The 14,940-nt window shown below is 50.7% G+C and carries 10 protein-coding genes; 5 read left to right on the top strand and 5 right to left on the bottom strand.

Going from position 1 to position 14,940, the window contains the following annotated elements; genetic code table 11:
* The first annotated feature begins 64 nt into the window (after window positions 1-64).
* The 4 genes from LGV68_RS20760 to LGV68_RS20745 all read left to right on the top strand — a co-directional run bounded on the left by LGV68_RS20760 (window position 65) and on the right by LGV68_RS20745 (window position 5,958).
* Window positions 65-1,945 (top strand): methyl-accepting chemotaxis protein, encoded by a 1,881-nt coding sequence (locus LGV68_RS20760; RefSeq protein WP_238828481.1) that lies wholly within the window; start codon window positions 65-67, stop codon window positions 1,943-1,945.
* A 122-nt stretch (window positions 1,946-2,067) separates the two neighbouring features.
* The gene (locus LGV68_RS20755) at window positions 2,068-2,955 is read left to right on the top strand and encodes a DMT family transporter (RefSeq protein ID WP_020332616.1); all 888 of its coding nucleotides are present in this window, start codon (window positions 2,068-2,070) and stop codon (window positions 2,953-2,955) included.
* 164 nt (window positions 2,956-3,119) lie between these two features.
* On the top strand, window positions 3,120-4,652 hold the full coding sequence (gene gpmM, locus LGV68_RS20750) for a 2,3-bisphosphoglycerate-independent phosphoglycerate mutase (RefSeq protein WP_024374077.1): 1,533 nt from the start codon (window positions 3,120-3,122) through the stop codon (window positions 4,650-4,652).
* Between the two features lie 169 nt (window positions 4,653-4,821).
* Window positions 4,822-5,958: a murein hydrolase activator EnvC gene (locus LGV68_RS20745; RefSeq protein ID WP_024374076.1), complete on the top strand. Its 1,137-nt coding sequence runs from the start codon at window positions 4,822-4,824 to the stop codon at window positions 5,956-5,958.
* A 50-nt stretch (window positions 5,959-6,008) separates the two neighbouring features.
* Here LGV68_RS20745 and LGV68_RS20740 read toward each other — a convergent pair whose 3' ends face one another.
* From LGV68_RS20740 to nudC, 4 genes are all read right to left on the bottom strand, one after another.
* On the bottom strand, window positions 6,009-6,965 hold the full coding sequence (locus tag LGV68_RS20740; RefSeq protein WP_222787368.1) for a DHH family phosphoesterase: 957 nt from the start codon (window positions 6,963-6,965) through the stop codon (window positions 6,009-6,011).
* Between the two features lie 93 nt (window positions 6,966-7,058).
* Entirely contained in the window at window positions 7,059-7,694 is a 636-nt protein-coding gene (locus LGV68_RS20735; RefSeq protein ID WP_020332612.1) for a TetR/AcrR family transcriptional regulator, read from the bottom strand.
* A 96-nt stretch (window positions 7,695-7,790) separates the two neighbouring features.
* The gene (hemE, locus tag LGV68_RS20730; protein ID WP_020332611.1) at window positions 7,791-8,858 is read right to left on the bottom strand and encodes a uroporphyrinogen decarboxylase; all 1,068 of its coding nucleotides are present in this window, start codon (window positions 8,856-8,858) and stop codon (window positions 7,791-7,793) included.
* 251 nt (window positions 8,859-9,109) lie between these two features.
* The gene (gene nudC / locus LGV68_RS20725; RefSeq protein WP_222761322.1) at window positions 9,110-9,895 is read right to left on the bottom strand and encodes an NAD(+) diphosphatase; all 786 of its coding nucleotides are present in this window, start codon (window positions 9,893-9,895) and stop codon (window positions 9,110-9,112) included.
* 176 nt (window positions 9,896-10,071) lie between these two features.
* On the opposite strand from nudC, the gene LGV68_RS20720 reads away from it, so the two are divergent.
* Window positions 10,072-10,566: an Rsd/AlgQ family anti-sigma factor gene (locus tag LGV68_RS20720; protein WP_032080022.1), complete on the top strand. Its 495-nt coding sequence runs from the start codon at window positions 10,072-10,074 to the stop codon at window positions 10,564-10,566.
* 94 nt (window positions 10,567-10,660) lie between these two features.
* Here LGV68_RS20720 and rpoC read toward each other — a convergent pair whose 3' ends face one another.
* Complete coding sequence (gene rpoC / locus LGV68_RS20715; protein ID WP_020332607.1) at window positions 10,661-14,863, bottom strand: DNA-directed RNA polymerase subunit beta'; 4,203 nt, start codon at window positions 14,861-14,863, stop codon at window positions 10,661-10,663.
* Between the last annotated feature and the right edge of the window lie 77 nt (window positions 14,864-14,940).

Genomic DNA, 14,940 nt, shown 5'->3' with positions numbered 1-14,940 from the left:
TATTGGATTAATTTTCAGTTATTTCTATCAGCAGGATGAGATTGTCCTGCAGGAAGGGCAGAGTATGAGACATACGATTAAATTCAAAATTCAGGTCGCGATTGCGATCATCATCGCCATCGTCAGTGGCGTGCAGGCATGGAACTCCATCAGTCAGTTACGTCAGGAGACCACCAAATCCATCAACAGTGAAATGGCTAACGTCAGCCTGGCCACCAGCCGCTATATCAGCGACTGGTTGTCGATTCGCAGTGACATGATGCTGGCCAACGAATCCCGCATCGCCAGCGGTGAAAACACCGACCGTGAGCTGCTGGTGACCAAACACGCCGGTCAGTTTCTCTCGGTGTACGCTGGTTTCAGCGATGGCGCGATTGCCTACGGCGATAAAAGTGAAGACTGGCCCGCCGATTACGACCCTCGCACTCGCCCTTGGTATCAAGATGCGATGGCCAATTCCGGCTTAGTATTGACTGAACCTTATCAGGATTTCGATGGCAGTATCGTGGTCAGTTTTGCCAAAGCATTTCGCGGCAGTCGTCAGGGCGTGTTGGCCGCTGACCTGACCGTCACCAACCTGATCAAGCAAGTGTTGAGTATCAAGCTCGACAACAACGGCTTTGCATTTTTAGTCGACGGTAACAATAAAATCGTCGCCTATCAGGATGAAAAACTGAGCCAGAAACCGCTGACCGAACTCAACCCTCAACTGTCCGCACAGACTATGCAACAACTGGCGGCGGCAGATCACGCCAGTCAGATACAGTGGCCGAGCCGCGATGATCAGTTGATCTACGTGAGCAAAATTGCGGGCACCAACTGGCTGCTGGGTATCGTGGTGGATCACGGCATGGCTTACGCGTCGGTCAGCGACCAGATTACTTTTACTTCAATCGCTACGCTGATTCTGTACGTGCTCATTGCCCTGGTCAGCACCTGGGTGGTCAATCGCCTGCTGCAACCGCTGCAAGTACTGTCCGGCGCCCTGCAAGAGCTGTCACGTGGTGAAGGTGATCTGACCCAGCGTGTCAACATTGAACGCAAAGATGAAATTGGTGAACTGGCGGAGAAGGTCAATCAGTTCATCAGCCAGATGCAAACCATGCTCAAAGACATTGTGGAGCACAGCCATAGCCTGTCGTCTCAGGCGCAACACGCCAAGTCTCTCTCGATTCAGTCCACTGATCGCGTTAAACGCCAGCAGGATGACGTCAACCAAATCGCCACCGCGATTCATGAGATGTCAGCGACGGCGGCTGAAGTCGCCAGCCATGCAGAGCTGACCGCGAATGCTTCGCAAGCCTCGGCGTCGGCTTGTGAAGAAGGTCAATCCGTGATTGGTAAAAACCGTCAGGCGATCACCGATCTGGCCAATCAGGTCACCAATGCGGCGAGCGTGATCCGCGAACTGGAAAGCAACGCACAGAGTATCAACCAGATCCTGTCGACCATTCAGGGCATTGCCGAGCAAACAAACCTACTTGCTCTCAACGCAGCGATTGAAGCGGCGCGAGCGGGCGATCAGGGCCGCGGTTTTGCTGTGGTGGCCGATGAAGTGCGCGTGCTGAGCCAACGTACCCACGGCTCGACAGAAGAGATTCGCACCATGATTGAAACCCTGCAGCGCAACACGCAGCAGGCGGTCGAAAGCATGGAAAGCAGTACCTCACTGGCCGACAGCAGTGTCTCCTATGCCCAGCAGGCTCAAGACAGCCTCGCGAGCATCACTCAAGCCATCACGGAAATCAACGACATGGCATTGCAAATCGCCAGCGCGGCCGAAGAACAACGTGCGGTGAGCGAAGACATCAGCCGCAATACACAAGGCATCAAAGATGCCTCAGACGATCTGGCGTATCAGGCACAACAGAGCAGTGAAAGTGCAAGCGAGATGCACAGCGCTGCCGATGCGATGCGTCATGAGATCAGTCGATTTAAAGTCTGATTTCATTGGCCCTCATGCCCTGTAAATACAGGGCATGATCGACCGTGAATTTGCTTTGTTTTACCTATCCTTAATGGCATATTGAGAGCCTATTTCTCCCGCGCACTGTCAAGGACGATTCTATGGGATTCGAGTGGCTGGCTCTCGCCGCTGCCTTTCTGTGGGCCATTGCTGGCCTGATGTCTGTTACCCCTGCCCGCCATCTGGGCACCTTTGCCTATAGTCGCTGGCGCATGGGATGTACTTCTGTGATCCTTGGCACCATTGCGCTGCTCAGCGGAGGCTGGTCGAGTGTCGATACCAGCGCCGTCACTCCGATGATGCTCTCGGGCTTGATCGGTATTTTCATTGGTGACACCGCACTCTTTGCCTGTTTAAACCGCATGGGACCGCGTCAGGCTGGCCTGCTGTTCTCTTGTCATGCTGTTTTTTCTGCCATTCTCGGCTACTTCCTGTTCAGTGAAAGCATGACACCGGGGGAATTACTGGGTTCTGCACTGGTCTTTTCCGGCGTATTGACTGCAATCTTTTTTGGTCGCCGTGGTCAAACCAACAATAGTCTGGAGACGATCAGCGGCAGCGTTTGGGTCGGCGTCGGCCTCGGCCTGACGGCAGCGATGTGCCAGGCGCTGGGTGGCATTATTGCGAAACCGGTTATGCAAACAGCGATCGACCCGGTGGCGGCTTCTGCGATTCGCATGATGACCGCGTTTGCAGCTCACTCACTGCTGCGCGCCAGCGGCGCGCGGATTGCCCGCCCAACTCAGCCGATGAATGGCAAAATATTTGCTATCACCGCCGTGAACGGTTTTCTGGCCATGGCGGTGGGCATGACTCTGATTTTGTATGCACTGCGTGAAGGCAATGTCGGGATGGTGGCGCTACTTTCCTCCACCACACCTATCATGCTTTTGCCTATACTTTGGGTCTATACCAAGCAAAGGCCGAACCGATTCGCCTGGCTTGGCGCACTGGTGGCCGTGATGGGTACCGGAATATTGGTGTACTAAGACCGAGCCTGTCCTGACAGACGGTCAATTTTGATCAATAGGCAACGTTTTATTGCATTGATAGGGAGAATCATTGATCTTAACCTACTGCAAGCACACCAAAGTGTAGTAAAATTACGCTAATTTCGATTTCTAGTTACTTTGAATTTGACGAGGTCATAACTATGTCAGCTAAGAAGCCTATGGCTCTGGTGATCCTGGATGGATGGGGTTACCGTGAAGACAACTCAAGCAACGCGATCAACAACGCAAATACTCCGGTTCTTGATGGTCTGATGGCGAATAACCCACACACTCTTATCTCGGCTTCAGGTATGGACGTAGGTCTGCCTGACGGTCAAATGGGTAACTCTGAAGTGGGCCACACTAACATCGGTGCCGGTCGCATCGTGTATCAAGATCTGACTCGCATCACTAAAGCGATCTCAGACGGCGAATTCCAACAAAACCCAGTACTGGTTACCGCTATCGACCAAGCAGTCGCAGCGGGCAAAGCCGTACACCTGATGGGTCTGATGTCTCCGGGTGGCGTTCACTCTCACGAAGATCACATCTACGCAGCCGTTGAAATGGCAGCAGCACGTGGCGCTGAGAAAATTTATCTGCACTGCTTCCTGGATGGCCGTGATACTCCGCCTCGCAGCGCAGAAGCATCACTGAAACGTTTTGACGAACTGTTCGCAAAACTGGGTAAAGGCCGCATCGCCTCTGTGGTTGGTCGTTACTACGCGATGGACCGTGACAACAACTGGGAACGCGTTGAAAAAGCTTACGATGTACTGACTGCGGCGCAAGGTGAATTCACTTACGGCTCTGCGGTAGAAGCACTGCAAGCGGCTTACGCTCGCGACGAAAACGATGAGTTCGTAAAAGCCACTGAAATCCGTGCTGAAGGTCAAGAGTCTGCAGCAATGCAAGACGGCGACGCGGTACTGTTCATGAACTACCGTGCTGACCGTGCACGTCAAATCACTCGCACTTTCGTGACGGATTTCGCGGGCTTTGAGCGCAAAGTCTTCCCAGCCCTGAACTTTGTTATGCTGACTCAATACGCAGCAGACATTCCACTACCCGCTGCTTTCCCACCAGCATCACTAGAAAACACTTATGGTGAATGGTTGTCTAAAGCAGGTAAAACTCAGCTGCGTATCTCTGAAACTGAGAAATACGCGCACGTGACGTTCTTCTTCAACGGCGGTGTTGAAAACGAATTTGACGGTGAAGAGCGTCAACTGGTGGCATCTCCAAAAGTTGCGACCTACGATCTTCAGCCTGAAATGAGCTCTAAAGAGCTGACTGACAAGCTGGTTGCCGCGATCAAATCAGGTAAATACGATGCGATCATCTGTAACTACCCGAACGGCGACATGGTAGGCCACACTGGCGTTTACGAAGCTGCGGTTAAAGCGTGTGAAGCGGTTGACGAATGCATCGGTCGTGTTGTGGAAGCCATCAAAGAAGTGGATGGTCAACTGCTGATCACTGCAGACCACGGTAACGCGGAAATGATGGTGAACCCAGAGACTGGCGGTGTGCACACTGCGCACACCAACCTGCCAGTACCGCTGATCTACGTGGGTAGCAAAGACATTGCTCTGAAAGAGGGCGGTAAACTGTCTGACCTTGCCCCAACCATGCTGGCACTGACGGATCAAGAGATCCCGGCTGAAATGTCTGGTCAGGTTCTGTTCGCGTAATTCACGCGCACGAACGATTGCACAAGCCCCGATATCATCGGGGCTTTTTTTATCTTTTTTACCGTTCACATCGGAACAATTGCAAACTTTTTACCTGCCACACTCGCCTCATGCGTCACATTGGGTATACTGAGTGCTCAGTGATTCCAATCGTGATTATCGTAAAAACATGACGTTATCAACTTTCCAGCCCTCTTCGCGTCTCTGCCGAAGCCTGTTATTGGTGTGTCTCAGCGCCGGATTACTGCCGTCCAGCGTCTTGGCTGCCTCACAACAGGAGCTGAAAGGCGTTAAAAGCGAAATCTCGCGCCAGCAACAGTCGTTATCACAACAACAGAAAACACTGGATCAACTGCAACAGGCCCTCAAACAACAGGAAGTGGGTATTTCCGGTTTGGAAAACCAGATCAAGCAGACCAAAAACCAACTGGCTGAAGCCAACGCCAACATTGGCCGCTTGAAACAAAAAATTGCCGCACTGGAAAGCCAACGTAAACAGCAGGCGGATAAACTCGCTGAGCTGCTGCAGACTTACTACATTACTCAGCGTGCCAAAGCGAGCGGCGATTTACTCAACAACGGTGTTGAAGAAGACCGTATCAGCCAGTATTACCAACATTTGGCCAAAGCCCGAACCGATACCATTGCCGAATTAGAGGCCACGCGTCAGGCTCTGAACGACAATGAACGCCAACTGCAACTCGAGCGCGATCAGATCACCTCACTGCTGGAAGAACAGACGCGCAAGCGCGATCAATTAGCCAAGACGCAATCTGACCGCCGTCAGACTCTGGGCAAAATTCAGAAAAGCATTTCTGGTGACAAAGTGTATCTGGCAGAACTGCAACGCAACGAAACCCGCCTCAAAGCGGAAATTGCCAAAGCAGCCAAACGCAACGCCGTGCCGATGGACGGAATCAGTCAGCAGCGCGGTAAACTGCCGTGGCCACTCAAAGGTCAGGTGCTGCATCAGTTTGGTGAGCGACAAACCGGTCAGATCGATTGGAAAGGTTTAGTGATTGATGCCAATTACGGCCAGCCTGTTAAAGCCGTCTATTCCGGCACTGTGGTGTTTGCCGAATATCTGCGCGGTTATGGCTTAGTCGTCTTGCTTGATCACGGTAAAGGCGATATGACGCTGTACGGCTTCAACCAAACGCTGATGAAAAAAGAAGGCGATAAAGTCACTGCTGGTGAAACACTGGCACTGGCAGGCGATACCGGCGGTCAGTCCCGCCCGGCACTCTACTTTGAAATCCGCCGCAACAGTAAAGCGGAAAACCCACGTAACTGGCTGACCCGCTAAGCTAACCTATGTTTTTAAACAAGGCCGCTCTGTGAGCGGCCTTGTTACTTCTAGGCGTAATACGCTTCAACGCTGGCGATCAAGCACGCTAAATCTTGCTTTGGCAGCCGATTGATCCCCGCTGCCGCTTCCCGCCCCCCCCCCGTAGCGAACTGACTGCACAGCGTGCCCGCGCCGCGCTTTTTGTTCAAAGGGGCACGCAGCGAGACCGTATAGCTCTCATCGTCTGCCACCGTCAACACCACATGCGCTTGATCCGGCTTTTGATTCGCCAGCAAATTACCATATACCCCACTCACCCGGTGTGATGCCGCTTCATCGGCAAGTGCAAATACGCGCAGTGTTTGGCTCTCATACACAGCTGGTTTGGCCAGCGCCTGAGCAATATCCTGTTCGTACGCCTGTTTGAGTACAGCATAAGGCGATGTCGGGTCAGCAATCACCTCAAACGGCGATGAGTAGCCTAGTAGTGCACGGAACAACTCTGCGGGATGGTAATGTAGGTCACTGACGGATTGACCATAGCCGTTATAGTTGATCAGGGTGCCCAACTCTTTTAACTGCTCGGCTTGTTCAGGACGTAAACCCGCCTTGGCTGCCAGAGCATCGGCAACTCTGAGCAAGTTATCTCCGTAAGCTGCGGTGATGGCCCAATGGTGAAACTGGCCTTCGAGCAGCGTATCCACAATCAATGCGGTACACACATTGGCATCCAGATTGATGTGAGCATCTAACAGCTCATGCTGAGGAATGTCACCAGCCTGATGGTGGTCGGCATAGAATACCTGAGCGCCGCTGGCCAACACAGTTAACAGTGCATCCCGGTTTTTTGCCATAGAGATATCCAGTACCGTCAACGAATCGCCGCGCTGGGCGGTTACATTCGCCAGAAGCTCAATATCGCGTTTGACGCCGGTTATCAACTGACTGTCTCGGGGCTTAGCCAGACGCAGCTGAAGAAGTGCGATGATGCCATCGGCATCACCATTAAATATGTCGTAATGCATAATGAGCGCTACTTTTAATCCCTTGTAATAACATCAGAAATTAGCAGTTTCACGCCCACCAGCACAAGAATGAAAGGTTATATGTCATCCCTTTTAGGCATGCATCGCTCGCACGCCATCTTCCAGCAATTGTAGCTGCTCCAGCCCCTGCTCGGTCGCATTCGGCTTCATCACCGAAATGATTTGCAGCATCCCCTGATGAATCACCTGCTCGGTGATCTTAGTTTTTGGTGACATCGCTGACTGATAAGCCAGCCAGCTGCAGGCGATCAGATGCAAAGTGGTGACCAGTTTTTTCATCTCATCTTCATTGAGCGCCAGCAACTGCATCTCGACAAAAGCACGCATAATGTTGACTAAGTTGGTTTGCAGCTTTTCCTGCACGCGAATGTAATCGTCGTGCAACTCTTCATCCCGCTGCAGAATTTCGGGCAAATTGGCGTAGAAAAAACGGTATTTCCACATCAGGGTGAAGATAGAGTCGAGGTAGTGTTTGAGCAGAGTCAGGCTTTCATACTGACCTTGCAGCGGCGTAAAGCGCTCAATCAGTTCTGCTGAGTAGAGTGCAAATATCTCACGCACAATCTCCTGCTTATTGCGGAAATGATAATAGAGATTACCGGGGCTGATCTCTATGTGCGCAGCAATATGGTTAGTGGTCATCGGGCGTTCACCATGCTCGTTAAACAGCTCTAACGCCGCATGGACAATTCTGTCTCTTGTTTTCATTAATGGTTCACATTCCTTCCTGATTACCTGCAGTATAAAACAGCTCCATTGAATGGTAAAAAAAAGCGCCCGTTTCCGGACGCTGATGTCATTGGTTTATTTATGATATGGCTTAGATAGCTCATGGACCGCGTTGACAAACACGCCTGCGTTTTCTGGCGGTACATCCAGATGGATACCATGGCCAAGGTTGAAGACGTGACCAGTACCACCGTGACCAAAACCGTCCAGAATGGAAGCCACTTCTTCACGAATACGCTCGTGCGGGGCATACAGCATAGAAGGATCCATGTTGCCTTGCAGCGCCACTTTGTCACCCACGCGCGCTTTGGCATCGGCGATATTGATGGTCCAGTCCAGGCCTACTGCATCACACCCGGTTGCCGCAATCTGCTCCAGCCACATCCCGCCGTTTTTAGTAAACAGTGTCACTGGCACTCGGCGGCCTTCGTTTTCACGGATCAGGCCATCAACAATCTTGTGCATGTATTGCAGTGAGAACAGATTGTAGTCACGCGGAGTCAGTACGCCGCCCCAGGTATCAAATACCATTACAGACTGCGCGCCAGCTTTGATTTGCGCGTTAAGGTATTCAATCACGCTGTCCGCCAGCTTATCCAATAGCAGATGCAGAGTCGCAGGCTCAGCGTACATCATCTTTTTAATCTTGGTGAATGCCTTAGAGCTGCCACCTTCAACCATATAGGTTGCCAGTGTCCAAGGGCTGCCAGAGAAACCAATCAGCGGCACTTCGCCTTGCAGATCTTTGCGAATCTGACGCACAGCATTCATAACGTACTGCAGTTCACCTTCCGGATCCGGCAGGCCAATCTTGTCGACGTCTGCCTTGCACGTGATTGGGCGGTCAAACACCGGGCCTTCACCAGCAGCAAAGCGCAGCCCGAGTCCCATCGCATCAGGAATAGTCAGGATGTCAGAGAACAGAATCGCGGCATCGAGTGGAAAACGGCGCAGTGGCTGTAAAGTCACTTCAGAGGCCAACTCAGCGTTTTTACACAGAGACATAAAGTCGCCCGCCTGAGCGCGCGTGGCACGGTATTCTGGCAGATAACGTCCAGCCTGACGCATCATCCATACTGGCGTGCAATCAACAGGCTGCTTGAGCAGAGCGCGTAGATAGCGGTCGTTTTTTAATTCAGTCATTCCGTATTCCACTTCTTTTCTAGGCTTATTAGTTTGGGGCGTATTCTAGCACTGATTTGCCCTCAGGAGCGGAGAGCTTTGCAACCCAGATCAAGTTATTAACTTTTAAATCAATGCTTAATTTGCGTACAATCTTTTTCGATGTTACAAATTTGTTCGCTAGCGAAAACTACAATTATAAACTGAGTATTCAGTACTCAGCATCTCATAACGACATCTTACTTACCCCCTCCCTAATCGGAGGGTTTTTTTTATCCCTTGGACGACGTGAGACGAATATCTTCCAGAGTTCGTTCGATCAATGCCCGGGCGATGGTGCCTTCTGGCGCAACAGGTGGCATGGTTTCGGGAGTAAACCACTGTGCATCGCTCAATTCAGAGTAATCCGGTTTAATATCACCGCCTGCGTAATCCGCCAGAAACCCCATCATCATGCTCGATGGAAAAGCCCAGGGCTGACTGCCGAAGTAACGAATATCGGTCACATCAATGCCCGTTTCTTCTTTGATTTCGCGTGCCACGCATTGCTCGAGCGTCTCTCCGACTTCCAGAAAGCCAGCAATCACAGTATACATGCCACCACGATGGCGCGGATGCTGAGCCAGCAAAATCTCGTTGCCCTTACGCACCGCGACAATAATGCACGGGAAAATACGCGGATAATGCAAAGTACGACAGTCATGGCACTGCATCGCTAAATCGCGATGGTTGAGATAATTTCGTCCCCCACACTGTGGGCAAAAACGCAAGCTTTGGCTCATATGGCCATACTGAATAGCCTTGCTCGCCATCAAAAACAGGGGTTCCGGCAGATGCAGCAAATCACGCAGTGACGTCAGTTCAAGATCGCGATCCAGATCCGAGACATTGACCCAATAGACTGGCGCGCCCTGATGATGATCGATTTTGATCGCGGCATCTACGGGCAGATCCCACTGCTCACCCCGGCCAAAAGGGAGTGCTCCGTCAACGGTCCAGATCTCACTGCCTGAAACGACGCACCAATAAGCGGATTTTGTGTCACTGTTTTTTAACATGCCAACTCCTGTTTGCTTGCAGTTCGTTCATTTTACTGGCAATCTAAATTCATACCAGAGTTTGTACAGATTTGATTTTAAATCTATAAATTCTAGTAAGGACAATGAGTTGTGCTGTACCACTACAACAGACGTGCAAAGGAAAGATCATCGTTGAATGATCGGATCATGAGGGCATGGTCATGCTAAAAAAATTCAAAAGAACGCAAGAACAATGGGGTGGCTCGAGTGATGTTATTGATCATTGGCTGGATAAGCGCCAGCATCTGATCGTTGAATACTGTAAACTCGCTGCGCTGCAACCCTGCGCAACCAAAGCCGCTGTCACCGAACTCCCTTCCCCGAAAGAGCTGCAGTATTTCTGTCAGGAGCTCGTCGATTACATCTCTGAAGGTCATTTTAAAATCTATGACATGGTCATGAACAAATGGCATGCCACTGGCTTTCAGGCAACGGATGAAATTAACCGGGCATACGCACAGATCATCGAAACGACCGATCCGCTACTGAACTTCACTGATCAGTATGCTGCGATTCACGAAGAGGATGATCTGGAGACACTGGATGACGATTTGTCGCAAGTCGGCGAGCTGCTGGAATCACGCTTTGAAACCGAAGATGGTCTGATTCAACTGATCGCAGACAGCCTCGCGATTCCACCGGGCGCTTAACGTAGTAGACTTAGTCGCCGTCAACGAAAACCACCAGCGCAAATAGCAGGCAATAAAAAAGGCACCCTAAGGTGCCTTTTTGCTATCAGAACGATTACTCGTCAGCTGAGAAGCCTGCGTTTAGCAGAGCTGCCAGGTTGTCAGTAGCCTGTTCCGCAGAAGGACCATCTTTCTGAGCTTCACGCTTAGATTGACGATCTTGGTGGTACGCAAAACCGGTACCAGCCGGGATCAGACGACCCACGATAACGTTCTCTTTCAGACCACGTAGGTCATCACGCTTACCAGAAACCGCTGCTTCAGTCAGTACGCGAGTCGTTTCTTGGAACGATGCGGCTGAGATGAACGATTCTGTTGCAAGAGACGCTTTCGTAATACCCAGTAGTTCACGCTCAAAACGTGCTGGTTCTTTACCTTCTGCTTCCAGATTACGGTTCGCAATCTTCACTTGTGAGTATTCTACTTGCTCACCTGGCAGGAACTCAGAGTCACCTGCGTGAGTAATAGTACACTTACGTAGCATCTGACGAACGATAGTCTCAATGTGCTTATCGTTAATCTTAACGCCTTGCAGACGGTAAACTTCCTGAACTTCGTTCGCGATGTAAGTCGTTACCGCGTGGATACCACGTAGGCGCAGAATGTCATGTGGAGATTCTGGACCATCTGCGATTACATCACCACGTTCGATGCGCTCACCTTCAAACACGTTCAACTGACGGTGCTTAGGAATCATCTCTTCGTAAGTTTCACCGCTGTCGCGAGTGATGATCAGACGACGCTTACCTTTGGTCTCTTTACCGAAGCTTACAGTACCTGTGTACTCAGCAAGAATCGCAGGCTCTTTAGGCTTACGTGCTTCGAACAGGTCTGCTACGCGTGGTAGACCACCGGTGATGTCCTTGTTACCGCCAGATTTCTGAGGAATACGAGCCAGTGTGTCACCCACATTCACTTCAGCGCCATCGTCGATGTTCACGATCGCTTTACCAGGCAGGAAGTACTGTGCTGGCATATCAGTACCAGGGATCAGTACATCATTACCTTTCTCATCCACAAGTTTGATAGCTGGACGCATATCTTTACCTGCTGCTGGACGAGCCGCGGCATCTGTTACTTCACTTGAAGACAGACCAGTCAGGTCATCAGTCTGGCGAGAAACGGTAACGCCATCGATCATGTCAACGAACTGGATGCGACCTGCCACTTCAGTGATGATTGGCATGGTGTGCGCTTCCCAGTTAGCTACGGTTTCGCCCGCATCTACTGCATCGTTGTCTGCTTTGCTCAGCAAAGAGCCGTATGGCAGTTTGTGTTTCTCTTTGGTACGGCCAAATTCGTCAATGATGGTTAGTTCAGAAGCACGAGAAGTGATTACCAGTTTGCCATCTTTGTTGATTACGAATTTCGCGTTGTGCAGTTTAACAGAACCCTTGTTCTTCGCTTGGATGCTGTTTTCTGCTGCTGCTGTTGATGCCGCACCACCGATGTGGAACGTACGCATCGTCAGCTGTGTACCAGGTTCACCGATTGACTGAGCCGCGATAACACCCACAGCTTCACCTTGGTTAACCAGATGACCACGAGCCAGGTCACGACCGTAACACAGTGCACAACAACCGAAGTCTGCGTCACAGGTTACCACTGAACGTACTTTAATACGGTCAACAGAGTTGTCGTTTAGAATCTGACACCATTTCTCATCCAGAAGCGTGTTACGAGGAACAAGCACCTCTTCTGTACCTGGTTTCAGAATGTCTTCAGCAACCACACGACCCAGAGCAAGCTCAGTCAGTGGAACTTTAACGTCACCACCCTCGATGTGAGGCATCATGTCTACACCCTCTTGGGTGCCACAGTCGTGCTCATAAACGACAACGTCTTGAGCAACGTCTACTAGACGACGTGTTAGGTAACCTGAGTTCGCTGTCTTCAGTGCTGTATCCGCCAGACCCTTACGAGCACCGTGCGTTGAGATAAAGTACTGTAGTACGTTCAGACCTTCTTTAAAGTTCGCAGTGATTGGCGTCTCGATGATCGAACCATCTGGACGAGCCATCAGACCACGCATACCAGCAAGCTGACGAATCTGAGCTGCAGAACCACGAGCACCTGAGTCAGCCATCATGTAGATGCTGTTGAACGACTCTTGTTTCTCTTCTTCGCCGTCACGGTTAATCACCATTTCAGACGACAGGTTCTCCATCATCGCTTTCGCTACGCGATCGTTGGTTGATGCCCAAATATCGATCACTTTGTTATAGCGTTCACCGGCAGTTACCAGACCAGACTGGAACTGTTCCTGGATTTCACGTACTTCTTCTTCCGCTTCGGAGATTTCAGTGTATTTCGCAGGTGGTACAACCATATCATCGATACCAACAGAAACACCTGACAGTGCCGCGTAAGCGAAACCGGTGTACATGATTTGGTCAGCGAAGATAACGGTGTCTTTCAGACCCAGTTTGCGGTACGCCTCGTTCAGCAGGTTAGAAATCTGTTTCTTACCTAGCTTCTGGTTCACGATGCTGAATGGCAGACCTTTCGGTACGATTTGCCACAGCATTGCACGACCAACAGTGGTATCCACCATCTTGGTCTCAGTTGTGCGATTACCGTCTTCATCAACCACAGTTTCAGTGATACGAACTTTAACGCGTGCGTGCAGTGCCGCTGTCTTAGTGCGGTAAGCCTTCTCAGCCTCAGCTGGGCCGGCCAGGTACATACCTTCACCTTTCGCGTTGATCTTCTCACGAGTCATGTAGTACAGACCCAATACAACGTCCTGAGAAGGTACGATGATCGGATCACCTGACGCTGGCGACAGAATGTTGTTTGTCGACATCATCAGAGTACGAGCTTCTAGCTGTGCTTCCAGAGTCAGAGGCACGTGTACCGCCATTTGGTCACCATCGAAGTCCGCGTTGTACGCCGCACACACAAGTGGGTGTAGCTGAATCGCTTTACCTTCGATCAGTACAGGTTCAAACGCCTGAATACCTAGACGGTGAAGAGTTGGTGCACGGTTAAGTAGCACTGGGTGTTCACGGATAACTTCATCCAGGATATCCCATACAACTGCTTCTTCACGCTCTACCATTTTCTTAGCCGCTTTGATCGTCGTCGCCAGGCCACGAGTTTCCAGCTTGCTGTAGATGAATGGTTTGAACAGCTCAAGTGCCATCTTCTTAGGAAGACCACACTGGTGCAGACGCAGGTAAGGACCAACTGTGATTACAGAACGGCCTGAGTAGTCTACACGTTTACCTAGCAGGTTCTGACGGAAACGACCTTGTTTACCCTTGATCATATCAGCAAGAGATTTCAGAGGACGCTTGTTCGAACCTGTGATCGCACGACCGCGACGACCGTTATCCAGAAGCGCATCAACAGACTCTTGTAGCATACGTTTTTCGTTGCGTACGATGATGTCCGGAGCAGCAAGCTCTAGAAGGCGTTTCAGACGGTTGTTACGGTTAATCACACGACGGTATAGATCGTTCAGATCTGAAGTCGCAAAGCGACCGCCATCTAGTGGTACCAGAGGACGTAGATCTGGCGGAAGTACCGGAAGCACAGTCAGAATCATCCACTCAGGTTTGTTACCTGATGCAACGAATGCTTCAACCAGTTTCAGGCGCTTCGTAACTTTCTTACGCTTAGTTTCTGAGTTAGTCGTATCCAGCTCTTCGCGCATCTGCTCAGCTTCAGCCAGCAGATCCATAGATGACAGCAGATCTTTGATCGCTTCTGCACCCATTTTCGCAGTGAACTCGTCGCCCCACTCTTCCAGGCGATCCAGATACTCTTCTTCAGTCAGCATCTGACCACGTTCCAGGTCAGTCATGCCTGGTTCAGTCACCACGTACATTTCGAAGTAAAGAACACGTTCGATGTCGCGCAGTGGCATATCCATCAACAGACCGATACGAGACGGCAGTGATTTTAGGAACCAGATGTGAGCAACTGGAGAAGCCAGCTCGATGTGGCCCATACGGTCACGACGAACTTTAGTTTGCGTTACTTCAACGCCACACTTCTCACAGATAACACCACGGTGTTTCAGACGCTTATATTTGCCACAAAGACATTCGTAGTCTTTTACCGGGCCAAAAATACGCGCACAGAAAAGACCATCGCGTTCAGGTTTGAACGTACGATAGTTGATGGTCTCAGGTTTTTTCACTTCACCAAATGACCATGAACGAATCATGTCAGGTGAAGACAGACCGATTTTGATTGCATCAAATTCTTCGGTCTTATGCTGTGCTTTTAGAAAGTTTAATAAGTCTTTCACAATCAGCTCCTGTAAGGAGTTAAAAGGAACTCGCCGCGTGAACTAGCGAGCTCCTTCCTACCAGAAAACCGGTTAGG

The sequence above is a fragment of the Vibrio sp. LQ2 genome (assembly GCF_023920125.1).
Classification (GTDB): Bacteria; Pseudomonadota; Gammaproteobacteria; order Enterobacterales; family Vibrionaceae; genus Vibrio; species Vibrio fluvialis.
Note: the sequence above shows the minus strand (reverse complement) of the source record. Positions and strands in the feature narration are given on the sequence as shown.